General features: G+C 35.6%; 21 protein-coding genes. 6 read left to right on the plus strand and 15 right to left on the minus strand.

Going from position 1 to position 21,689, the window contains the following annotated elements:
- Positions 1 to 9: 9 nt before the first annotated feature.
- The 12 genes from AC23MB_RS00505 to AC23MB_RS00560 form a co-directional block, all read right to left on the minus strand.
- Positions 10 to 1,002, minus strand: a complete 993-nt coding sequence (locus AC23MB_RS00505; RefSeq protein WP_313028491.1) for a cell division protein FtsQ/DivIB — start codon at positions 1,000 to 1,002, stop codon at positions 10 to 12.
- Between the two features lie 54 nt (positions 1,003 to 1,056).
- On the minus strand, positions 1,057 to 2,415 hold the full coding sequence (murC, locus tag AC23MB_RS00510) for a UDP-N-acetylmuramate--L-alanine ligase (RefSeq protein ID WP_313028490.1): 1,359 nt from the start codon (positions 2,413 to 2,415) through the stop codon (positions 1,057 to 1,059).
- 19 nt (positions 2,416 to 2,434) lie between these two features.
- The gene (gene murG, locus AC23MB_RS00515; RefSeq protein WP_313028488.1) at positions 2,435 to 3,550 is read right to left on the minus strand and encodes an undecaprenyldiphospho-muramoylpentapeptide beta-N-acetylglucosaminyltransferase; all 1,116 of its coding nucleotides are present in this window, start codon (positions 3,548 to 3,550) and stop codon (positions 2,435 to 2,437) included.
- Between the two features lie 134 nt (positions 3,551 to 3,684).
- The gene (locus AC23MB_RS00520; RefSeq protein WP_313028487.1) at positions 3,685 to 4,920 is read right to left on the minus strand and encodes an FtsW/RodA/SpoVE family cell cycle protein; all 1,236 of its coding nucleotides are present in this window, start codon (positions 4,918 to 4,920) and stop codon (positions 3,685 to 3,687) included.
- Positions 4,921 to 4,940: 20 nt separating this feature from the next.
- Complete coding sequence (murD, locus tag AC23MB_RS00525; RefSeq protein WP_487786270.1) at positions 4,941 to 6,278, minus strand: UDP-N-acetylmuramoyl-L-alanine--D-glutamate ligase; 1,338 nt, start codon at positions 6,276 to 6,278, stop codon at positions 4,941 to 4,943.
- A 12-nt stretch (positions 6,279 to 6,290) separates the two neighbouring features.
- On the minus strand, positions 6,291 to 7,532 hold the full coding sequence (gene mraY, locus AC23MB_RS00530; protein WP_313028486.1) for a phospho-N-acetylmuramoyl-pentapeptide-transferase: 1,242 nt from the start codon (positions 7,530 to 7,532) through the stop codon (positions 6,291 to 6,293).
- 32 nt (positions 7,533 to 7,564) lie between these two features.
- Positions 7,565 to 7,942: a four helix bundle protein gene (locus AC23MB_RS00535; RefSeq protein WP_312321909.1), complete on the minus strand. Its 378-nt coding sequence runs from the start codon at positions 7,940 to 7,942 to the stop codon at positions 7,565 to 7,567.
- A 41-nt stretch (positions 7,943 to 7,983) separates the two neighbouring features.
- Positions 7,984 to 9,444, minus strand: a complete 1,461-nt coding sequence (locus tag AC23MB_RS00540; RefSeq protein WP_313028485.1) for a UDP-N-acetylmuramoyl-L-alanyl-D-glutamate--2,6-diaminopimelate ligase — start codon at positions 9,442 to 9,444, stop codon at positions 7,984 to 7,986.
- Between the two features lie 10 nt (positions 9,445 to 9,454).
- On the minus strand, positions 9,455 to 11,449 hold the full coding sequence (locus AC23MB_RS00545) for a penicillin-binding transpeptidase domain-containing protein (protein WP_313215514.1): 1,995 nt from the start codon (positions 11,447 to 11,449) through the stop codon (positions 9,455 to 9,457).
- On the minus strand, positions 11,430 to 11,798 hold the full coding sequence (locus AC23MB_RS00550; protein ID WP_313215512.1) for an FtsL-like putative cell division protein: 369 nt from the start codon (positions 11,796 to 11,798) through the stop codon (positions 11,430 to 11,432). The genes AC23MB_RS00545 and AC23MB_RS00550 overlap by 20 nt, the downstream gene beginning before the upstream one ends.
- A 17-nt stretch (positions 11,799 to 11,815) precedes the next feature.
- Positions 11,816 to 12,709: a 16S rRNA (cytosine(1402)-N(4))-methyltransferase RsmH gene (gene rsmH / locus AC23MB_RS00555; RefSeq protein ID WP_487786271.1), complete on the minus strand. Its 894-nt coding sequence runs from the start codon at positions 12,707 to 12,709 to the stop codon at positions 11,816 to 11,818.
- Positions 12,699 to 13,166 carry a division/cell wall cluster transcriptional repressor MraZ gene (locus AC23MB_RS00560; RefSeq protein ID WP_079667606.1) on the minus strand — a complete coding sequence of 156 codons (468 nt, stop codon included), beginning with the start codon at positions 13,164 to 13,166 and terminating at the stop codon, positions 12,699 to 12,701. The genes rsmH and AC23MB_RS00560 overlap by 11 nt, the downstream gene beginning before the upstream one ends.
- Positions 13,167 to 13,475: 309 nt before the next feature.
- Between AC23MB_RS00560 and AC23MB_RS00565 the strand changes: the two genes are divergently transcribed.
- From AC23MB_RS00565 to AC23MB_RS00575, 3 genes are read left to right on the plus strand one after another with little or no spacing between them, the layout of a single operon-like run.
- Positions 13,476 to 14,237 carry an alpha/beta fold hydrolase gene (locus AC23MB_RS00565; protein ID WP_487786272.1) on the plus strand — a complete coding sequence of 254 codons (762 nt, stop codon included), beginning with the start codon at positions 13,476 to 13,478 and terminating at the stop codon, positions 14,235 to 14,237.
- A 59-nt stretch (positions 14,238 to 14,296) separates the two neighbouring features.
- The gene (yihA, locus tag AC23MB_RS00570; protein WP_313215506.1) at positions 14,297 to 14,917 is read left to right on the plus strand and encodes a ribosome biogenesis GTP-binding protein YihA/YsxC; all 621 of its coding nucleotides are present in this window, start codon (positions 14,297 to 14,299) and stop codon (positions 14,915 to 14,917) included.
- Positions 14,917 to 15,360, plus strand: coding sequence for a GNAT family N-acetyltransferase (locus tag AC23MB_RS00575; RefSeq protein ID WP_313215504.1), 444 nt, complete (start codon positions 14,917 to 14,919; stop codon positions 15,358 to 15,360). The genes yihA and AC23MB_RS00575 overlap by 1 nt, the downstream gene beginning before the upstream one ends.
- Before the next feature lie 174 nt (positions 15,361 to 15,534).
- Here the strand turns inward: AC23MB_RS00575 and AC23MB_RS00580 are convergent, their stop codons facing one another.
- Together AC23MB_RS00580 and AC23MB_RS00585 are read right to left on the minus strand one after the other, a co-directional pair.
- Positions 15,535 to 16,200: a response regulator gene (locus tag AC23MB_RS00580; RefSeq protein WP_487786273.1), complete on the minus strand. Its 666-nt coding sequence runs from the start codon at positions 16,198 to 16,200 to the stop codon at positions 15,535 to 15,537.
- 9 nt (positions 16,201 to 16,209) lie between these two features.
- Positions 16,210 to 17,898 carry an ATP-binding protein gene (locus AC23MB_RS00585; protein WP_374330242.1) on the minus strand — a complete coding sequence of 563 codons (1,689 nt, stop codon included), beginning with the start codon at positions 17,896 to 17,898 and terminating at the stop codon, positions 16,210 to 16,212.
- Between the two features lie 88 nt (positions 17,899 to 17,986).
- Between AC23MB_RS00585 and AC23MB_RS00590 the strand changes: the two genes are divergently transcribed.
- The 3 genes from AC23MB_RS00590 to AC23MB_RS00600 all read left to right on the plus strand — a co-directional run bounded on the left by AC23MB_RS00590 (position 17,987) and on the right by AC23MB_RS00600 (position 21,295).
- A complete protein-coding gene (locus tag AC23MB_RS00590) occupies positions 17,987 to 18,574 on the plus strand; it encodes a SprT-like domain-containing protein (protein ID WP_374330240.1) in 588 nt (195 codons plus the stop codon).
- A 3-nt stretch (positions 18,575 to 18,577) separates the two neighbouring features.
- Positions 18,578 to 19,654, plus strand: a complete 1,077-nt coding sequence (locus tag AC23MB_RS00595) for a mannose-1-phosphate guanylyltransferase (protein WP_374330238.1) — start codon at positions 18,578 to 18,580, stop codon at positions 19,652 to 19,654.
- Between the two features lie 108 nt (positions 19,655 to 19,762).
- On the plus strand, positions 19,763 to 21,295 hold the full coding sequence (locus tag AC23MB_RS00600; RefSeq protein ID WP_374330235.1) for a YifB family Mg chelatase-like AAA ATPase: 1,533 nt from the start codon (positions 19,763 to 19,765) through the stop codon (positions 21,293 to 21,295).
- On the opposite strand, the gene AC23MB_RS00605 is transcribed toward AC23MB_RS00600, so the two are convergent.
- On the minus strand, positions 21,292 to 21,687 hold the full coding sequence (locus AC23MB_RS00605; protein WP_313028473.1) for a hypothetical protein: 396 nt from the start codon (positions 21,685 to 21,687) through the stop codon (positions 21,292 to 21,294). The genes AC23MB_RS00600 and AC23MB_RS00605 overlap by 4 nt on opposite strands.
- Positions 21,688 to 21,689: the final 2 nt, after the last annotated feature.

Genomic DNA, 21,689 nt, shown 5'->3' on the forward strand with positions numbered 1-21,689 from the left:
TTGATTTTTTTATTCTACTACTATTTTTGTTTTTTTCTTTGCACTTTCTTTTTTAGGAGAAGCGCTTTGTTGTGTTTTTGGTTTATCCTGTTTAGCCGTTGTCTTTGGCTTTTCTTGTTTTTTAGGTTCAGCTTTATCCTTTTCTTGCGACTTTGGTTTGCTTGCTGTTGTTACAGTTGGTTTCTTTTCAGTTTTATTAGCATCTTCTTTGCTAGCCGCTTTTGCCAGAGGTTTTTCTAAAGCTTTTTGCTGCGCTTTTAAGACGCTATCATTTTCCTTAAAATAAGGATTAAGTGTTGTTACAATTTGATTTTCGTACTTTACAGAAATTTTTTTATATTTTTCTGGATTTTGATAAATCATGTATTTCTCAACAAAAGTTTTAAAACCTTTTACCTTAAAATCAATATTATTGAGATCACCAATCTCAACTTTGTAATTGCCTTCGCTGGTTAACAAGCTATAATCACCTTTGTATTTTGAAATTCCGATGAAGTATTTTTTACTAAAATCATCTTTGTTGATTTTGTAGACCAGATTTCCTAAAGCTTGGTATTCTTCTTTTTTAACATCACCCGAGACCAACAAACATGGGAACGAGTAATTTCTAGAAATCGGAAATTCTACACCATTAGCATCCACATAAGAATCTTTTCCTCCTTTTTGAAGTCTAAAAACAGGCACTCTTTGTTTAACATCGATATTTAAAGTTCCGTTAAGATCTAAATAGACATTAGCGCTGTCTACAAAGTCGTTGTCATTGAGTTTCTTCTCTAACTTGGGAATATCCAAAGTCCCAATTTTGTTCTCGGGATTATTTTTTTTAATCAATTCCGAAACTTCTTTTTCTGAAATAAAATATACAGAAGGCGCTGTTTGGTTAAGCTTAACTTTAGGTTCAGAAACTGGCTTTTCGCTGAAACGTTTCAAAGAGAAACTCAGCAAGAACACCAATATTCCTACGGTTACTAAAATTTTTAATATTCTGTATTTATTCTTCATTATTTACTGTACAATTCAAAAAGTCGTCTCTATTTATTTTTAAATTTAATCCTACTAAATCGTTGGCAACCACTCCATAATTGGGTCATAAAGTGTATCAATATTACCAGCTCCAACGGTCAACAAAATGTCGAAATCCTTAGATTTAATCTTTTCTAAACTTTCGGTTAAAGTCACGACTTCTTTGTTTTCGGCATCCACTTTGTCCAATAACCAAGCTGATGTTACGCCTTGATAATTCTCCTGAAGTTCGCGTGCAGGATAAATATCTAACAATAACAAATCATCTCCTTTTGCAATACTTTTCGCAAAATCATCAGCAAAATCGCGCGTTCTACTAAACAAGTGCGGCTGAAACGCAATCAACAATTTCTTATTTGGATAGAAAGTTTTGATCGAACCAATCACAGCATTCAGTTCAGTTGGATGGTGTGCGTAGTCGTCGATGTATATTTTTCCGTTGTCAAAAATATGTTTGGTGTAACGTCTTTTAATTCCTTTAAAGTTTGCAATTGCTTTTTTAAGCGTGTCAAAATCAACACCCATTTTATTTAAAATCGCTAAAGAAACCGTTGCATTTTCAACGTTGTGGATGCCCGGAATTTCCCAAACGAAATCTTTAATCGTCTCTGTCGGCGTATGGAAGTCAAAATAAATTTTGTCATGATCCATTCTCAAATTATTCGAGTAATAATCGGCTTCTTCGTTAACCGCATAAGTCACATGTGGACGACCAATCTCCAAACCTTTTCTCACAAAAAGTTGTTTGTCATCTGGCACCAAAGCTGCAAATGCACGAAAACCTTCTTCAATGTGGTTTTTATCGCCATAGATATCCAAATGGTCAGCGTCCGTCGAAGTTACAACCGCCCAATCTGGTGAAAGATTTAGGAAACTTCTGTCGTATTCGTCGGCTTCAACTACAGAAAGTTCGTTACCGTTGTAGAGAAAATTCGATTTAAAATTCTCTGAAATTCCGCCTAAGAAAGCAGAAAATGGCAAGTTGGCTTCTTTGCACAAATGCGAAATAAGTGTCGAAGTTGTCGTCTTCCCGTGCGTACCCGCAACGGCTATACACTGCGTATCTTCGGTTACCAATCCAAGAACTTTTGCACGCTTCTGAATCGTGAAACCTTCCTCATCAAAATAATCTAAAATACCTAAAGTCTTAATTGCTGGTGTATAAATCACCAACGTATCTTGTGGCGACAAAGCTTTTATTTTGTCATCAATTTTATCTTCGAAAGTGATGTCAATTCCCTCTGCCATTAGTTGCGTTGTCAACTTGGTATTGGTTTTATCATAACCCAAAACCTCGCGACCTGAAGCGTGGAAATATCTCGCCAAAGCACTCATCCCGATACCGCCGATACCGATGAAATAGAAATGCTTGAATGTATTTAGATAGTTCATTTTATATTTTGTCCGAAGACTATTTTTTAATTGTTTTTAAAATCTCATCAACAATCTCAACCGTTGCGTTTGGTTTTGCAAAAGTTTTGATATTTTTGGACATCTCTGCTCTTAGATTTTCATCCTTGCAAATACCCATTAATGTTGGCCAAAACAAGTCCTTCATCTCTGAATCTTTTACCATTTTTGCTGCATTTTTTTCAACCAAATTGAGTGCGTTTTTAGTCTGATGATCTTCCGCAGCAAAAGGGAAAGGCACCAATAACACAGGTTTGCCAGCAACTGACAATTCGGAAATTGCAATCGCTCCAGCTCTCGATACAATCACATCCGCCGCAGAATACGCTAATGGCATTTCGTAAACGAATTCTTTTATTTGAATCTGGTTGCTTGTTGTCGATTGTTGGTTGTTAGTCAATTCTTCAACTAAATTTTTATAATCTGTCTTTCCTGTTTGCCAGATAAGCTGCATATTTTCATTACCGAATTCTACAAGATTATCCATCCAAGCATTATTTAAAGTTCGAGAACCTAAAGAACCACCAACAGACAAAATGCACAATTTATCAGCATCCAAGCCAAGTTGTTCTTTAGCAGTTTTAGAATCCAACATATCTGTTACGATATTTTGTCTAATCGGATTTCCAGAAAAGATAACTTTCGTCTTCGGAAAATCTTTTTCCATATTAGGATAAGCTGTGAAAACCGCTTTTGCTTTTTTACTCAATAACTTGTTGGTAACTCCTGGATAGGCATTTTGCTCTTGAATAAAAGTTGGAACACCCAATTTAGAAGCTGCCCACAAAGCTGGTCCACTTGCAAATCCTCCCGTCCCAATTGCTACATCTGGACGAAATTCCTTTATTATTCTTTTTGCTTTTGATAAACTTGACAAAAGCTTGAATGGCAATTTGAAATTTGACAAAATATTACCACGGTCAATTCCTGCAATGTTAAGACCTTCGATCTTGTAACCTGCATTGGGAACTTTTTCCATTTCCATTTTGCCGTTTGCACCAATGAACAAAAACTCAGCTTCTGGAAATCTTTTTCTGATTTCATCAGCAATAGCGATAGCTGGGAAGATGTGTCCTCCTGTTCCGCCACCTGATAATAAAACTTTTAATTTGTTCATTTGCTAATATTTATTCACATAGGACTTTGTCCTATTCTTTATTAAGTCGTCCCTTTGGGACTTTAATTATTATTCCTTTTAATAGGACTTCGTCCTATTCTCTGTTAAACCGTCCCCTTGGGACTCTTTTTGTTTTATGCGATATCGTTAATCTCCTCTATCGTTTGTTTTTTGCCCATACCTTCCTCGTCATAAACTTGGATTCGAGAACTAATACTTAAAATAATCCCCAACTGAATGTAAGTCACCAACATCGACGTACCACCATAACTTATCAGCGGTAAAGGCTGTCCTGTAACTGGAATTAGGTTAACTGCAACCGCGATATTAACACCCAATTGCACAAAAATCATTAATCCAATGGCGAGCACCAATAAGGAACCAAAAAATGCCGGCATTTTACTCGCAATCATGACAATTCTAATCATCATAATCATGTAAAGACTTATCAATACAAAAGCCCCAATCCAACCATATTCTTCAACAATAATTGCGAAAATAAAATCCGAAACCGATTGTGGAAGCGTTTGTTTTAAAGCACTTTTTCCTGGTCCGATACCATAAAATCCACCGTGAACAATCGCTGCTTTCGCTTGCATGACTTGGTAGTTTTTCGCCTTTAAAGACTCATCTTCGACATCAGCATTCTTTCTAGCATTTGTAAAGGTTTCGATACGGCTCATCCACGTGTGTACGCGGTTATTGTTGATGATGTTAGTATTTAATGCCACCAACAAAAACATAATAACTCCAATAACTGACACCGAGATAAAACCTGCAATGTACTTCCAATGCAATTGTCCAAAGACCAAAACCGCGATGGACACTATTAAAATCATTAAACCCGTAGATCCGTTATCTTTTGCAACCAAACCAAAAACCAATAAAATTGGTCCGAAAATGTACATGACATTTTCGATAGGTAAACGCTCTCTCGCTATTTTCTTTGTTAAATATCTACACAGATAAATGATTAACATTAAATATGCAAACGACGACGGCTGGAACGAAATCGGTGTCCCCGGAATCTTCAACCAACGCGACGCACTCGCCCCGTCAATAGTCTGTCCTGTAAACATCGTAACCACCAATAATCCGACAGTAATCGCCAACAAGATCGAACTTAGTTTACCAATATATTCGTATTTGATGGCGCCAATACCGCGCATAATTCCTAAACCTATCACAAGGAAAATCATGTGCTTAAGAACGTGTGAGGTTGTTGTACCGTTATTCGCGATATATTCTAGGTTTGAACTTGCCGAATAAACAGGAAATATCGACAGAAAGGATATCAAAATGATAACCATCCAAAGGACTTTGTCGCCCTTTAGTAATTCGAATTTATTATCTGTCGTTTGGTTTTCCATCTTCCGTTTTTCTGCTTCTTTTACTTAATTAATTTCAAAACTTCCGCCTTGAATTTGTTCCCGCGATCTTCGTAACCATTGAACAAATCAAAACTTGCACAACAAGGAGACAACAAAACCGTATCACCTTCTTCTGCTAATTGCGAACAAATTTTAACAGCATCTTCCATACTCGATGTGTCATAGATTTGTTCTTTATCATTTTTAAAAAAGTCGATAATCTTTTGATTGTCAATACCAAGACAAACAATAGCTTTCACTTTTTTCTTCACCAATTCTTCAATTTCGGTGTAGTCGTTGCCTTTATCTTTTCCGCCAACAATCCAAATCGTCGGCTGCTTCATACTTTCTAAAGCGAAATAAGTCGCATTAACATTGGTCGCCTTGCTATCGTTGATGTATCTTACACCGTGGACTTCAGCAACATTCTCCAATCTATGCTCAACCGCTTGGAAAGTCATTAAAAAATTACGAATGCTTTCATTACTGATATTCAATAATTTACCAGCAATACTTGCGGCAAGACTGTTGGCAACATTATGTTTTCCCATTAAAGAAAGCTCTTCGATTTTCATTTCGAAATGCTGCTCTTCAACATTCACGAAAATATTAGAATCGGTCGCATAAGCACCATAATCCAACTTTTCGGACATCGAGAAAGGCACTTTATTAACTTTGAGATCAAGCTTTTCCAGAATCTTTTGGCTCATTTCATCATCTTTATTGTAGATGAAAAAGTTTTGCTGATCTTGGTTTTCGGTAATTCTGAATTTCGCTAAAGCATATTCTTCATAATCATAATTATACTGGTCGAGATGATCTTTTGACAAATTCAATAACAATGAAATATATGGTCTAAATGTTTGAATATCATCTAATTGAAAACTAGAAACTTCCAAAACATAATAATCGAAATTTTCCTCCGCGACTTGTTTTGCAAAGCTTTTCCCGATGTTACCGCCCAAACCTACATTGAAACCGTCCTCTTTTAAAATATGATAAATTAAAGAAGTCGTCGTTGTTTTACCATTACTTCCTGTAATCGCAACGATTTTAGCGTCAGTAAATTCTGAAGCAAATTCTATCTCCGAAGACAATCTAATGCCTTGGTTTTTGATTTTAAAAACGATGTCCGCCTTTTTCGGAATTCCGGGACTTTTGATCACCCAATCCGCCGAAAGAATGCGTTCTTCCGTATGCTGACCTTCTTCGAACTCAACGCCTAAGTCTATTAACTCGTTTTTGTAGTTGTCGCGAATCGTGCCCATATCCGAAAGAAAAACATCGAATCCTTTCTTCTTTGCTAAAAATGCAGCACCAACGCCACTTTCGCCACCTCCTAAAATAACTACTTTCATACTCAAGATTTGTTATCTAGTTTTGAGTGTTATTAAACAAATAATTGCCAACAACATTCCCAAAATAATTGCTCTGTTTACAATTTTGCTCTCGTGGTAACCTTTTTTCTGATAATGATGATGCAAAGGCGACATCAAAAACAGACGGTTATTCTGAGCGTATTCTAAACCGTATTTTCTTTTTCTATATTTAAAAACAACCACCTGCAACATCACCGAAAGATTCTCTACCAAGAAAATTCCGCAAAGCACAGGGATTAGTAATTCTTTTCTTAAAATAATTGCTAAAACTGCAATCACACCGCCCAACATCAAACTTCCCGTATCTCCCATGAATACTTGTGCCGGATAAGTATTGTACCAGAAGAATCCGATAACTGCACCAACCAATGCGAGCGCAAAAATCGTAGTTTCACCCATATTCGGGAGGAACATAATATTAAGATAATCTGCAAAAATGATGTTACCCGACAAGTACGCAAAAAACGCTAAAGTCAACAATATGACGACGCTGGTTCCGGCCGCAAGACCGTCAATTCCGTCGGTGATATTAGCACCGTTAGATACCGCTGTTACGATGAAAATAACAATCGGGATAAACACAATCCAAGACCATTCATGCGCTTCGTTTGGACTCATCCAAAACAAAATACCGCTGTAGTCGAATTCGTTATTTTTTGTAAACGGAACGGTCGAAACAGGGATTTTTTCCTCAGGCATAAAGTTTTTTTCAACATTGTTACGGTTGACAACTTTTGCATCCGAATATTTTCTTTTAACCTCGATATCTGGATGGAAATACATTGTTACTCCAACGATTAAGCCTAAACCAACTTGTCCAATTACTTTGAATTTTCCCTGTAATCCGTCTTTATTTTTTTTAATCTTTTTTAAATAATCGTCCAAAAATCCAATCGCACCCATCCAAAACACCGATACAATCAACAAAACAATATAGACGTTTGTAATCCTTGTGAACAACAGCACCGGAATAATCGTCGCCACAATAATGATGATACCACCCATTGTTGGCGTTCCTTCTTTTTGTTTTTGACCTGCTAAACCTAAATCTCTCACCAACTCGCCCATTTGTTTTTGACGGAGATAATTGATGATTTTTTTACCGTATGCTAAAGCAATAATCAGTGAAAACAACACAGCCATCGCCGCTCGAAACGAAATGTATCGAAACAAGTTCATCCCCGGAATATGGATGCCATGACTGATGAGATATTCGTTTAGATAGTATAACATTTTCTTGATTTAAAGATTAAATAATTAAAAATTTAAAGATTTCTCTTTTCTATATTTTGACTTAGATATTTTATAAAATTTGATAAATTAGAAGATACTTCTTTTGATAATACTAAGATTTCGTCTCCAATATTCTCATCATCAAGTCCCACTTTTTTACTTATAAAAATCATATTTCTTACTTCTCCATAACTTCCTTTAGATATCTTCAGAAAGCGAATGAATTGTCTATTGCTATTATATTCTGAACCTTCAGCGATATTGTTTGCTACCGATATTCCAGCTCTTTTTATTTGATTTACGAATTCAAATTCATTCTTAAAACTATCGTTTTTAACATATTCAAAAATCTTTTGAACTAAGTCCAAGCTCTTTTGATAAACTGGAAACTCTTCAAAATTTTTTGTCATCTGATAGTTTTTAAATAATTAAATTCTTAAATCTTTTAATTCTACTTACTCATTAATTTATAAAGTTCTGTGATGACTTCTTTGTCATCGAAATGATGTTTAACACCATTTATTTCTTGATACGTTTCGTGACCTTTACCCGCAACCAAAATGATGTCTTTTGGCTCTGAGAACTTGATAGCCATTTTAATGGCTTCTTTACGATCAGGTATTGAAACATATTTATTAAAATTCTGAGGCTCAACCCCAGCTTCAATTTCTTTGATAATCGCACTTGGATCTTCCGTTCTTGGATTGTCCGAAGTGATAATCGCTAAAGTTGCTTTCTGTGTTGCAATTTTCCCCATTTGAGGACGTTTGCCATGATCTCTATCACCTCCACAACCAAAAACACAAATCAGTCTTTCATTTTTAGTTCTGATTTCGTTAATGCTGTCCAAAATATTTTCTAAAGCATCTGGCGTATGCGCATAATCGACCACGAAGAATATTCCACCATCGGATTTCATCGTTTCGAAACGACCATTAACACGATGAAGTTTTGAAATCGCTTGTAAAATTTCATCTTCTTGCATTCCTAATTCTGTCGCAATCCCAAAAGCTAAAAGCAAATTATATACATTGAACTTCCCTGATAAAGTCGTCCAAAATTCTTTTCCATTAAAATTTAAAAGCATCCCGTTGAAATCCACTTCCAACAATTTTCCGTGGAAATCTGCCATCGTCTTCATCGCGAAAGATTTTTTTGTCGCTTTGGTATTTTGCAACATCACGCTTCCGTTTTTGTCATCAGCATTGGTAATGGCAATTGCGCCAACTTCTAACTCATCAAAAAATCTCTTTTTGGCTTGAATATAGTTCTCGAAAGTTTTATGATAATCTAAATGATCTCTTGTGATATTCGTGAAACCAGCAATTTTAAAATGTAAACCTTCGATACGATCTTGCGTAATGCCGTGAGAACTTACTTCCATAAAAGCATATTCACAGCCTTTGTCAACCGCTTTCGCCAACATTTCGTTAAGGCGAATAACGTCAGGCGTTGTATGTGTACTTGGGATCACCTCATCGGCAATACGATATTCCACCGTCGAAATAAGCGCTGATGGATAACCCAAATTTTTAAAAATATCAAATAACAAAGTTGTTACAGAAGTTTTTCCATTAGTTCCAGTAACACCGACTAAGTTTAATTTTTTTGAAGGATTGTCGTAGAAATTTGAAGCCAAATGACCTAAAGCTTTCGACGAATCTTTAACTAAAATATAAGTAATTTTTTCATTAATCGTTTCTGGTAAAGCTTCGCAAACGATAATCTTCGCACCTTTCTCAATCGCTGAATTAATAAATGAATGTCCATCTGCAACCACACCTTTAATAGCAACATACAAAGCATTTTCAACAGCTTTTCTACTGTCGAAAACCAACACAGAAACTTCTTTGTCCAAAGTTCCTTTAGTTTCTAAAACCGTGATGTTTGCTAATAATTTTTCTAAATTCATTTTCAATTCTTTATTTCTGTAAAGTCAGATATATTCTTTGATTTTTTCCAATTGTTGCTCCCGCAGACGGGAATTGCTCCATGATTTTACCAACACCTTTGAAGTCCACGCGATAGCCCAAATTCTCTAATTGTGGAATTGCATTTTTCCCAATCATCCCAACAACATTCGGCATTTGACGATTCTCAACAGAGACTTTGCGGTTAGGTTCAATCATTTTGTCAAGTTTCACCTTGTGCTCTACCAACAATTCTTTTTCAACATTAAGAGGCGTTTTCAAAAATGTTTTACCAGCAATCTCTTTAAAAACTGGCGCCGAAACTGATCCACCATAAAATCCTTTCGATGTATCGGGCTGATTAATCATCACAATACATGTATATTTTGGATTGTCCGATGGATAAAAACCTGCAAATGAAGCTTGATATTTTCTAGGACCTGGCTTCCAATATTCGAATCTTGCTGTACCAGTTTTACCAGCGATTTTCAGATTTGGCGTGTAAATACTTTTCGCCGTTCCTTTTTCTACTGCTTTTGTCAGCGCATCGGTCATCATTTTAATAGCTTTATCTGATGCCATTTTGTTAACCAAAACTTCAGGTTTTGCTTCGTACAACACTTTCCCATCTTTCATTACTTTATCAATGAAAAGCGGTTTTACCATTTTGCCATGATTCGCAACACCATTGTAAAAAGTTGTCAATTGCAACAAACTAAAACTTGATGAATAACCGTAAGACAAAGACGCTAAAGTCGCTTTGTTCCAACGTTTACTTTTTGGTGTTTGGATGGAAGGTTTTGCAATACCAGGAAGTTCAATATCCATTTTATCAAACATTTTCCATCTTCTCCAATGGTCCAAAAACACTTCTGGTTTATCAGCATAATGCGAAGTAATAATTTTAGCAGCACCAACATTACTCGATTTTGCAAGAACATCACTAACGTCGTAAGTTCCACCACCGTGACCGTCTGTAATTAACTGTCCCGCGTAAGTCCAGCTCCCACTTCCGATATTAACTTTGGTATTTTCGTCCACAAATCCGTCATCCATCGCCGCCAAAATTGACATTGTTTTAATGATAGATCCGGGCTCTTGCGCATCTTTTACAGCAAAATTATAGGCATCAACATAAATCCCAGGTTCTGTTCTACGAAGGTTGACCATGGCACGAACTTTACCAGTTTGTGTTTCCATAACGACAACACAACCATGATCCGCATCGAAATTAATCAACTGATTTTCTAAAGCTGTATGTGCAATATCTTGAATTCTTAAATCTAAAGTTGTGTACACATCTTCGCCATCAACAGGCTCCTGAACTTTCCAATAATCAATTGGTTTCCACTGTGATGCGTTGATTCTTTGCTCTAGACGTTTGCCGTCCGTGCCAGTTAAATATTTACTAAAAGCACCTTCGAGACCAGATTTTCCGTTTTCGTTGTCAGCACCAATTGTTCCGGCGCCGATTTGCGTTGTTGCTAGTTCTCTTTTATAATTTCTGTCAACAATAAAACCACCTTTGTTTTTCCCTTTCTTAAAAATTGGAAAATTGCGGATTCTATCGTATTCATCAAAGTCAAGACCTTTTACTAAAGAATAATATTGATTTTTTTTCTTTTTCTGCTCGTCAAATTTTGCACGGAAATAACTTCTTGGTTTATCAAACATTAAGCTTAAAGAATCTGTCAATTCGCCAATGTTATTTTGATAAATTGTATCACGCATCGTTTTGAAATCCAAATAGATATCATAACGCATCACCGTTGTTGCCAAGATAGAACCATCGGCTGCGTAAAGATTTCCACGCGCCGCTTTCAGCGTTGCTTCGCGGTAATTTTTGTTGATATAGTTGTTCTGAAACTCTTCAACATTTGTATTTTGTAAAATAAGAATACGAACCAAAAATATCGTAAAGAGACCAAAAGCTACCAATGCAAAAAGGTAGCCCCATCTCAACGCTTTGGAACGCTTCTTTTCGTAATCATTGTTTTGTTTTGACATTTGTGCTATCTAGTTTTATAAGGAGTTTCATCGGGTGACTTTCTAAGGTCATTAGCGAGTCTGTCAACATTTCTTTCCCTAATTCTGATTCTAATTTTATCTTGATCAATCTACTTTGCGCGTAGGCATTTCGAGATTTATATTCTTCCGTTTCTTCTTTTAATTCGTTAACGCGTTCTATTTTTTTACCAACCAAGTGGTTGCTGTAGATCATCACCATTAACAACCCGAATACCATCAAGAAATATTTGTAATGAACTGTAACCTCATCACGATTAAGAAAATTCCCCTTGATAATATCTATCACGGTTAATTTTTTCTTTGGACGGTTAAGGTTTCTTCTAGCCAATTTTTATTTTCTCTTTATTAAATTTTACTTCCTATTCTCATTTTCGCACTTCTAGCACGCGAATTTTCTTCAATCTCCTTATCATCAGGAATAATGGCTTTGGTTTTTATCAAGTCAAATGACTTTTTAAAATTTCCATAAATATCACGTTCTGGCTCACCTTCGAACATTCCGTTTTTCAAAAATCTCTTCACCAAACGATCTTCTAAAGAATGATAAGAAATCACCACCAAACGACCTTCTGGTTTTAAAATTTTATAAGACTGAAGCAACATTTCCTTCAACACATCCAACTCCTGATTCACTTCAATTCTTACCGCTTGGAAGACTTGTGCAAAAAATTTGTTACTCTTATGCGAAGGGATATAACTGAAAATATCTTTCAGATCCTGTGTTGTTTCAATTAATTGATTCTTACGATGATGAACAATTTGGCGCGCTAACTTTCTCGCTTCACGCAATTCTCCATAATAATAAAAGATGTCAGCAAGTTTCTCTTCTTCGTATTCGTTAACAACCTTCTTCGCGTCAAGAGCTTGCATCACATTCATTCGCATATCCAAAGGCGCATTGCTGCGAATCGAAAATCCACGATCCGCTTCATCAAACTGATGTGACGAAACGCCCAAATCCGCTAAAATCCCATCAACCTGAGGAACACCATACATTAACATCGAATTTTCTAGAAATCTGAAATTCTGATTAATTAATGTAAAACGAGAATCATCCAAAGCATTTTTTAACGCATCCGTATCTTGATCAAAAGAAAACAAACGTCCTTCTGGAGACAACCTTGACAAAATCTCACGAGAATGCCCACCACCACCAAAGGTGCAATCCACGTAGATACCATCGGGATTAGTTACCAAGGCATCTACACTATCATTTAACAATACAGGATTATGATACATCGTCATTATTATTATTTCCCATCACTTCTTCTGCCAAGTTTGCAAAATCTGCAGCGCCAGCATTAATAATTGCCTCATAAGCTTCCTTATCCCAAACCTCGAACAATTCGCCAGCACTCGCAATCACAATATCTTTCGTAAGATTTGCAAAAACCGCAAGATCTTTAGAAATTTGCAACCTTGAACTGGAGTCAAGTTCGACAACTTTAACACCCGCTGTGAAAATTCGAATAAACTCAACATTTTTCTTAACGAATCTGTTGAGACTGTTCACTTGCTTCATAACAGGTTCCCAGTTTTTTTGAGGATACACTTCAAGACAATCATTGAACACAGAACGCTTAACAATAAGCGTCTGATCACCAAATACTTCCAACTGCTTCGCCAGCGAAGAAGGAAGTTTGATGCGGCCTTTGTCATCAATTTTACACTCGTATGTTCCGATGAAATGATTCATTTGGGACAAATTTATATATTTTTTTTCCACTTTCTCCCACTTTGCTCCACAATTTTACTTAATGTTTATAACTTTTAACAGCTTTTATCACACATTTAAAAGTTTGATTTTAAACACTTTATAACAAAAACAATCTTCAAACTATGATAAAACCAAGCTTTTCTATATATCCATTAATAATTTGATAAAAAATAGACTAAATTGATTTTTTCCGTTAAATATTTTTAATATTTTTGAAATAAGACAGTATTAAAAGAAAATTTTGTCTTTTATTTGTATTTTTGCAAAGCTTATTTGCGAAGCACTTTTATGATATTCAAAAAGAAAAATAAAAAATTCAATTACATCGAAGCTGGTAGCGGTCATCCAATGATTCTTTTACACGGATTAATGGGGGGTCTTAGCAATTTTGAGGATACTATTAACTTCTTCTCAGAAAGAGGCTACCACGTTTTTGTACCTGAATTACCGATATACGACTTACCCGTTCTTAATACTAATCTTACGACCATCGCAAAATTTGTTATTAAATTTATCGAAGATCAAGAGATTTCAGAACCTGTAACTATCGTAGGAAACTCCATGGGAGGTCATGTTGGACTTATCCTAACATTGGCTAGACCAGATTTGGTAAAAAATCTAGTATTAACAGGAAGTTCTGGATTGTACGAAAGAACATTCGGTGATAGTTTCCCAAGAAAAAGCGATAAAGACTATATAAGAAAGAAAACCGAAGAGGTTTTTTACGATCCTAATATTGCGACTGATGAATTGGTTGACGAAGTTTTTGGTGTCGTTAACGATCGTATGAAGGGCATTAAAACTGTAATGCTGGCAAGAAGTGCTATCAAACATAATATGTTGAATGACCTTCCCAAAATAACTTGTCCAACTTGTCTTATTTGGGGAAAGCAAGATAATGTGACACCACCAGATGTTGCAGAAGATATGCACAAATTTATCCCTAACTCGGAGCTATATTGGATTGAGAAATGCGGTCACGCAGCCATGATGGAAAAACCAAAAGAATTCAACGAAATTCTTTACGCTTGGTTACAAAAAGTCATGTAAAACACATAATAACAAACCATTAAGAACGCGAAATCTTAATGGTTTTTAATTAATAGATTATGCTAATCAAAACAGCGGAATTTGTAAAAAGTAGCGGAAAATGGCAAGAGTGTCCCGAGGCCACAATTCCAGAATATGCTTTTATTGGAAGGTCAAATGTTGGAAAATCGTCACTTATTAATGCGATGATGAATCATAAAGATCTTGCAAAAACGTCTCAAACGCCTGGTAAAACCCAGCTTATTAACCACTTTCTTATTAATGAAGAATGGTATCTAACCGATCTTCCAGGATATGGTTATGCAAGAGTGTCGAAAAGTACAAGAAAGGATTTCGAAAAACTTATTACCAATTATATTCTTAATCGTAAAAATTTGGTGAATCTTTTTGTGTTGGTTGATGTACGTCACACACCACAAAAGATTGATCTAGAATTCATGCAATGGTGTGGCGAAAGTGGTATTCCGTTTTCGATAGTTTTTACAAAGGCCGACAAACTGAAACCTGGAGGTACACAACGTAATGTTGAGATCTACGAAAACGAACTTCTTAAAACTTGGGAAGAAGCGCCACAAATGTATATTACATCAGCAGAAAAAAAACAAGGCGGCGACGACATCCTAAAGTACATCGAACAAACCAACCAATATTTACAAAAAAATAAAATCCGTTTCGACTAATGATACTTTGGAAAATTAAAGCATTTGGCGAAATTACAAGAGATGAGCTCTATGCGATCTTGAAATCTAGACAAGAGGTTTTTATTGTCGAACAAAAGACTTATTATCTAGACACCGACGATACGGACCAAAATGCTTTGCACATTTGGGCTGAAATCAACGGCAAAGTTGTTGCTTATTGTCGCGTTTTTGACAAAGGAATAAAATATGACGAGACCAGTATTGGGCGCGTCTTAACACATCCTGAATATCGCGGTCTAAAGCTTGGTCGCACATTAATAGCTTATGCAATTAGCTGCATTGAGACGCGTTACAAAACATCAAGTATCAGGATATCGGCACAAGATTATTTGATAAAATTTTATAGTGATTTTGGTTTTATCGCAACTGACAAAAAATACCTAGAAGACAATCTTCCCCACACAGAAATGTATCGCATTTAACAATAAAAAAGAGGTCTAGTTCTTTCGAAATAGACCTCTTCGCAAAAAATGTAAAGTGTGTGTGTATTTTAAGTGTGTTTTTGGTCAGAAACAAATTACGCCGTTCCTTAAAAGCAAAACTACTAGACTTTCGGCGGTAAAAAATACGGTAAACCGTAAAAGCAGAGTTTATTTTTAAATAATTCCTAAATCTTTGCAAAAAGCAACCAATTGCGCATTGTTCGGAAGATTTAACGAATCTTTTAAAAGACTAATTCTTTTCTCAACACTGCTTAACCCAAAAGGTTTTATCTGGTTTTCTTCCAAATAGGCTGGGATGTCTTTAACTTTAATTCCTTTTGCTAAAAGATCAATCACGCTAATATCATAATTGCTGAATTCAAAAGTATTGAGTTTTCGCACAGAATTTTTCACATCTTCTGAAAAGAATTTTTCATCATTCTGGATGGCTTCCAAAGCATGCTTCAGGTTTTTTGAGTCAGATCTTGCTTTTCTAACAAAGGCATTGATATTATAATTCTTCACCAATCGATCCACAACGCCAGATTTATCATTAGCTGAAAAAACCAAAATCTTAAGTTCTGGTTGCATTTTTTTCGCAGCTTTTATCAGATCTTCACCGCCTTTTAAAGTTTGAATATAATGATCTTCTTCAAAATTAAGGTCTGTTATTAGGAGATCATAAGCTTCTTTTTTTTCAATTGCTATTCTAATTTTAGAAAGTGCATCATCACAATAATACACAAAATCAACATGAGGTATACCAAAATCTTCCAACATTTTTTGTAATGAAAAATTGGTCGATTCAAAATCTTCAGCTATTAAAACTCGTTTTAGCATGTATAGCATTTAGGTTTGATGTGGAATTTCGATATTAATTTTTAGTCCGTCATCATTTGAGTTTTCAAAAATAATTTTTCCCTGCATTACAAAAATACGGTTAACCGTATTTTTAAGTCCGTTTTTGCGTTGACTATTTTGCATGCCAACACCATTGTCTTTGTAGGATATAAGACTTTGTTGGTTTCGATTTTCAAATTTTAAAACGACACGACTCGCACGACTGTGTTTGCGCATATTGACCAATAACTCTTGAAGTACTAAAAATATCTGACTTTGAAAATCTTTATTAAATTTAGTCCAAATTTCATCCGAATTTCCGACAATAAAAATCTGAATAGTCTCATTATCAAACGACCGAATCATTTCTGACAACTTTTGATGAAAGCTTTTATCATCTATAATTTCCTCGTCATAAGAGATATTTCGAGACTTTTCGTACATCTCTTCCAACTTGTACAAAATACTGTTGCGATCGATATCTTCCTTGTTTTCGATCTCTGTCATAACACGATAAAGTCCGTTGGCCACAACGTCGTGTACTTTTTTGGAAGTGATAAGTTTGCTTGTTTTCACAAGATTTTCAGCTTCTAATTTTAGCTTTAACTTTCGTTTTTTAAATCTATAATAAAACAAACCTAGCATCGCCAAAGATGTAATGATAAAGGCAATTACAACATATTGCTGTTGTCGAATCTGATATTTTCGACGTAGATTTTCAATTTTAAGTTGTTCGTTTTCAAGCTTACTCTTTTCACTTTCATAACGAATTAAAGCGAACTGATTTTTAGCAAGCGTATTAACAACATGCAGACTGTCATCAATATTGTGAAACTCGTCGAAGTAGGATTTTGCGTCAGAAGGACTTCCAACTTTAATCATTTTTTGCAAGGCTTCCATCCGATCTTGCGGCGACTTCAAGACTTTTGCTTTATGATACATTAGCTTCGAAAAATAAAACGCTGAGTCTTTATTCTTCCCCAAATAATAATCTGAAAGATAAGCGTAACCAGCATCTAATCCCCAATCGTCTTTCTCTTGCTCACATATTTTTAACGCTTTATCAAAATATTTTCTAGGTTTAAAATCGACATTTGAAGAATACTTTGCTCTTGCAGAATTCATAAGAATTCGAGCATAGATTTCGTCTTCAATTTTATTCTCTTCTAATAACTTTTCATAAATGCTTGAGGCGTCATCGTATTTTTTTTGATTAAAATAAGTGTTCGCCAAATTATTATTAAGCATTAAAATTTCGTCATCGTCACTCGAATATAGAATTGCTTTTTTATAAAACTTAATCGCATTATCATAATCTTTTAAGTTATTAGACACAACGCCAAGATTGTTATAATTGCTTGCCAGAAAGGCATGATGCGTCGTGTCTCTATCTTTCAAAAACTCGAGAGCTGCCAAACTAGTCTCTAGACTTCCATAATTATCGCTCGCTTCTTCTTGGATAATCGCCATGTTGACAAGGCTCTTTGCCGCGCCAAAACTGTCTTTCTCACGTATGGACAAGTCTTTTGCCGCATTAAGATAATAAAACGTGCTATCCTTCTTCCCTTCATCAAAAACCTTCCAGGCCTTTTTGTAGAAATGATTATCTGGTCGTTCTTTTGGAGGGTCATAAATGCTTTTATTACAAGAATTTAGAACAAATATTAAAAGTGAAAAAAGTAAAAATCTCTCTGACAATTGGTGTTTAGTTTAATTTTTAAAATTACAAATTCTTTTTATCTTTACTGTCTACTTTTATAATGATAAATGTCCGTTGGATCTACCTATGTCGATTGAAACTTTAAAATCTTATCTCCCCGAAAATGCTTTATCTTTTTTAAAAATCTGGTTTGCGGATTATCCGATACATATCAAAATTACACGCAATCGGAATTCTAAACTTGGTGATTATCGAAAAATGCCTGATAACTCGCACCAAATTACAATTAATTCGACCCTAGAGCCTGCTTTGTTTTTCTTTGTGTTAACACATGAGTTAGCACATCTTATCGCTTTTGAAAAATTTGGGCGCCGAATTTCGGCCCACGGTAACGAGTGGAAAACAACTTTTGCGCAAATGATTTTGGATAGTTTGGAAATCTATCCGCAAGATTTACAATTAATCTTAAAAAAGTTTTCAAAAAGTCCAAAAGCAAACTTTATGTCAAGTTCCGATTTGGTGAGATATTTTCATTTTGATCAATTAAAAGATGATGAAGTTTTTGTGGAATCTTTACAAATTGGTGATCGTTTTATGTATCGAGAAGACGCATACAAAGTCGAGCAGAAAAGAAAAAAGCTATATCTTTGCATTAATTCCACAAATGCTAAAAAATACTTGTTTAAACCATTAGCAAAAGTTCAAAAAGTGTAAAGTATGAACAATCATTATTGTGTTATTATGGCAGGCGGCATCGGAAGTCGTTTTTGGCCAATGAGCACAAAAAAATTTCCGAAACAGTTTCAAGACATCTTAGGCGTTGGCAGAACTATGATCCAACAGACCTATGACCGCATAAGTCAGATTATTCCTGACGAAAATATTTTTGTTATCACCAATATCGAATATACCGAGCTTGTAGAACAACAACTACCCACAATTTCGAAGGAGAACATTGTTGGAGAGCCTGTCATGAAAAATACTGCAGCCTGCAACGTCTACATGGCAAAAAAGATTTTAGCAATCAATGGAAATGCTAAGATGATTGTTCTGCCAGCAGATCATTTAATCTTAAATGAAATCACATTTTTGAAAAAAGTCGAATACGCCTTTAGTGTAATTGAACAAAAAGATTATTTAGTAACACTGGGTATCACGCCGACACGCCCTGATACTGGTTATGGCTATATTCAGTTTATTAAAAAAGATAAAGAGGAAATTGCAAAGGTTAAAACTTTTACTGAAAAACCAAATTTAGAAATCGCTAAAACATTTTTAGAATCTGGTGATTTTCTTTGGAATGCTGGGATATTTATTTGGAGCGCAAAAACCATCATTTCTTCGTTTGAGAAGTATCTTCCCGAGATGAATCATCTTTTTGACAGTTGCGACTACAATGCAAAAAATGAAAAAGATTGCATCGCCTTAATCTATCCTAAAATCAATAAAATCTCAATTGACAACGGGATTCTGGAGAAAGCTAATAACGTCTATGTCATCCCATCTAATCTTGGTTGGAGCGACCTTGGAACATGGACTTCGGTCTATACTAATGCTCAAAAAAATGATGACAACAACGCAATCAATTCTAAAAATGTATTGACTTACAACTCCAAAGGCAATGTTATCCGAGTGAAAAATCAGAACAAAGCAGTAATTATTGACAACCTCAAAAACTATATTGTTGTTGACACCGACAAAGCTCTATTAATATGTCCTCGCGATCATGATCAACTAATAAAAGATTATGTCCTTGATCTTAAAAATCTAAAAAAAGGAGAACGCTTTATGTAAAGCTCTTTTTCAAATATTAGTAAATGCTTTAGAAATTCTAAGGCATTTTTTTTATGCATTTTAATTATTAAATAAATAATTTATTAACTTTATTGAAAACAAACACCAATGTTGACAAAAATCTACGGAAGCACGATTTATGGTGTTTCTGCCATCACAATTACCATCGAAGTTAATGTTGACCAAGGCGTCGGCTATCATCTTGTTGGCCTTCCTGACAATGCTATTAAGGAGAGTAGTTACCGAATTTCGGCGGCGTTAAAAAATGTTGGCTACAAGCTTCCAGGTAAGAAAATCACCATTAACATGGCGCCTGCCGATCTTAGAAAAGAAGGCTCCGCTTACGATTTAAGTATCGCAATTGGGATTCTTGCAGCATCTGGGATGATAAAGGGCGAAAATGTCAGCAACTATATCATCATGGGGGAATTATCTTTGGATGGCGGTCTACAAGCGTTACGAGGTGTTCTTCCAATTGCGATCAAAGCCCGAGAGGAAGGTTTTAAAGGCATTATTCTTCCTATCCAGAATACACAAGAAGCAGCAATTGTCGACAATCTAGATGTTCTTGGTGTCGAAAATATAAAAGACGTCATCGATTTTTTTAATAATGAAAAAACAATTGAACCAACAATCGTTGATACCCGAACACTGTTTAATGAAAAAGTAACAAATTTTCCTTTTGATTTTTCTGAAGTTAAAGGACAAGAAATGGCAAAACGCGCCATCGAAGTTGCCGCCGCTGGCGGCCATAACATTATCCTAATTGGTCCTCCTGGAAGTGGCAAAACCATGCTTGCTAAACGTGTTCCGAGTATTCTTCCGCCTTTAACTTTACGAGAAGCCTTAGAAACAACTAAAATCCATTCGGTGGCAGGAAAGATGGGCGCGGAAACTTCGCTAATGACCATTCGCCCTTTTCGGTCGCCGCATCACACCATCTCCGACGTCGCTTTGGTTGGCGGTGGAACCAATCCACAACCTGGCGAAATATCTTTAGCGCATAATGGTGTTTTATTTTTGGACGAAATGCCAGAATTCAAACGAAGTGTTCTCGAAGTAATGCGCCAACCTTTGGAAGACCGCGAGGTTACCATTTCGAGAGCACGATTTACGGTTAATTATCCTGCGAGTTTTATGTTGGTCGCAAGCATGAATCCCAGTCCGTCGGGTTATTTTCCAGACGATCCCAACAACACCTCATCGGTTGCTGAGATGCAGCGTTATATGAACAAACTTTCGGGACCTTTATTGGACCGAATCGACATTCATGTAGAAATTCCTAAAGTGGAATTTGAACAATTGTCGGACAAACGAAAAGGCGAACTTAGTGAAGCCATCCGTGAACGAGTAATGAATGCAAGGGAAATTCAATCCAAAAGATTTGAAACTGAAAGCATCAACTACAACGCGCAAATGCCACCAAAACTTATCGAAAAACATTGTCAATTAGATGAAACGTCTCAAAATCTCATCAAACTTGCAATGGCAAAACTCAATCTTTCAGCAAGAGCTTTTGACAGAATCTTAAAGGTATCAAGAACGATTGCTGATCTTGAAGCTTCCGAAAACATCCAAAGTCATCACATTTCTGAAGCGATACAATACAGGAGTCTCGACCGCGAATTTTGGAATGCTTAGTTTTCTAGTTTAGATTTTAAAACAGAAATTCTATTGATGATTGGCAATGCGAAAATGCCACTTTTTTGTAAGTACAATTCGTAGAAGGTTTTTGCTTTTTCGGCAAAGTCAAGGTTTTCGGTTTGGTTAAAATGAAACTGAAAAACATTCCCCAACATTTGATAATAATCCACATGATCACGCTCCTGACGTTCGTTAACCAAATCTATAATCTCAGAAGTTGACATTGCAGATAATGTTTTAAAATCAAATTTAAAAATATCCTTCATCAACGAGTCGAAATCCAAATCTTTTTGCATTAAACTTTCGTCAGGTTTTCCCAACAAAATCTTTTCTAAAGCTTGCGTCAATTGTCGAATTAAACGCAACGTAAAATCTTTATCTTGAATCATAT

The organism is Soonwooa sp. T0.1_25 (assembly GCF_057652215.1).

Bases quoted from the DNA above. Each gene is read 5' to 3' on its own strand.
- AC23MB_RS00505 (WP_313028491.1), bottom strand. From the start codon at position 1,002: ATGAAGAATAAATACAGAATATTAAAAATTTTAGTAACCGTAGGAATA.
- murC (WP_313028490.1), bottom strand. From the start codon at position 2,415: ATGAACTATCTAAATACATTCAAGCATTTCTATTTCATCGGTATCGGC.
- murG (WP_313028488.1), bottom strand. From the start codon at position 3,550: ATGAACAAATTAAAAGTTTTATTATCAGGTGGCGGAACAGGAGGACAC.
- AC23MB_RS00520 (WP_313028487.1), bottom strand. From the start codon at position 4,920: ATGGAAAACCAAACGACAGATAATAAATTCGAATTACTAAAGGGCGAC.
- murD (WP_487786270.1), bottom strand. From the start codon at position 6,278: ATGAAAGTAGTTATTTTAGGAGGTGGCGAAAGTGGCGTTGGTGCTGCA.
- mraY (WP_313028486.1), bottom strand. From the start codon at position 7,532: ATGTTATACTATCTAAACGAATATCTCATCAGTCATGGCATCCATATT.
- AC23MB_RS00535 (WP_312321909.1), bottom strand. From the start codon at position 7,942: ATGACAAAAAATTTTGAAGAGTTTCCAGTTTATCAAAAGAGCTTGGAC.
- AC23MB_RS00540 (WP_313028485.1), bottom strand. From the start codon at position 9,444: ATGAATTTAGAAAAATTATTAGCAAACATCACGGTTTTAGAAACTAAA.
- AC23MB_RS00545 (WP_313215514.1), bottom strand. From the start codon at position 11,449: ATGTCAAAACAAAACAATGATTACGAAAAGAAGCGTTCCAAAGCGTTG.
- rsmH (WP_487786271.1), bottom strand. From the start codon at position 12,709: ATGTATCATAATCCTGTATTGTTAAATGATAGTGTAGATGCCTTGGTA.
- AC23MB_RS00560 (WP_079667606.1), bottom strand. From the start codon at position 13,166: ATGAATCATTTCATCGGAACATACGAGTGTAAAATTGATGACAAAGGC.
- AC23MB_RS00565 (WP_487786272.1), top strand. From the start codon at position 13,476: ATGATATTCAAAAAGAAAAATAAAAAATTCAATTACATCGAAGCTGGT.
- yihA (WP_313215506.1), top strand. From the start codon at position 14,297: ATGCTAATCAAAACAGCGGAATTTGTAAAAAGTAGCGGAAAATGGCAA.
- AC23MB_RS00575 (WP_313215504.1), top strand. From the start codon at position 14,917: ATGATACTTTGGAAAATTAAAGCATTTGGCGAAATTACAAGAGATGAG.
- AC23MB_RS00580 (WP_487786273.1), bottom strand. From the start codon at position 16,200: ATGCTAAAACGAGTTTTAATAGCTGAAGATTTTGAATCGACCAATTTT.
- AC23MB_RS00590 (WP_374330240.1), top strand. From the start codon at position 17,987: ATGTCGATTGAAACTTTAAAATCTTATCTCCCCGAAAATGCTTTATCT.
- AC23MB_RS00595 (WP_374330238.1), top strand. From the start codon at position 18,578: ATGAACAATCATTATTGTGTTATTATGGCAGGCGGCATCGGAAGTCGT.
- AC23MB_RS00600 (WP_374330235.1), top strand. From the start codon at position 19,763: ATGTTGACAAAAATCTACGGAAGCACGATTTATGGTGTTTCTGCCATC.
- AC23MB_RS00605 (WP_313028473.1), bottom strand. From the start codon at position 21,687: ATGATTCAAGATAAAGATTTTACGTTGCGTTTAATTCGACAATTGACG.